Source organism: Oleiphilus sp. HI0128, from assembly GCF_001635365.1.
Map to the genome: position 1 here is coordinate 1 of NZ_LWGG01000580.1, position 712 is coordinate 712.

A 712-nucleotide genomic window follows, 5' to 3' on the forward strand; every position below is an offset into this window, starting at 1 on the left:
GTGCTGGCATGATCATAATCAATAGAATTGCTGTAAATAGCCATGCCCAGACAAACAAGGGTAGTTTCATCATATCAAGGCCGGGAGCGCGCATATTCAATACCGTTGTAACGATATTGATGGCAGCGAGTATCGATGATATGCCTAATACATGAAGAGTAAAGATCAGCAGATCCATCCCCATTCCCGCTTGAACAGATAAGGGAGGGTACAAGGTCCAGCCTGTATTGACGGGGGCGCCGCCACCGAAAAACGGTACGATGACTGACAAAATAAGCAGGGCAGCCCCGGCGGGTAATAGCCAGAAACTCAAGTTATTTAAGCGTGGCAATGCCATATCTGGCGCACCGATTTGAAGTGGGATCATCCAATTCGCCATACCAGCTGCGGCAGGCATGACAACACCAAAGACCATAATCAAGGCATGTGTAGTGACCATGTTATTGAAAAGGTCAGGCTCCAAAAACTGCAAGCCAGGAAAGTACAACTCTGCTCTAATGAGCATTGCCATACCACCACCCAAAAATAACATAATGAGAGAAAACACCAGGTACATGGTACCAATATCTTTATGGTTAGTGCTGAATAACCAGCGGCCTATACCCTTCGGTGGCTCATTGTGGTGATCATGATCGGCGCTTGAAACGTCCTGATTTTGTTCATCAATTGTAATAGTAGAACTCATTGATTATCTCCTCCTAGCGCGCCGCTT

General features: G+C 46.3%; 1 protein-coding gene. It reads right to left on the reverse strand.

What is annotated here, in order from left to right; all coding sequences use genetic code 11:
- The coding region (locus tag A3763_RS07050; RefSeq protein WP_197482824.1) for a cbb3-type cytochrome c oxidase subunit I at positions 1–685 on the reverse strand (685 nt) is incomplete at its 3' end.
- Positions 686–712: the final 27 nt, after the last annotated feature.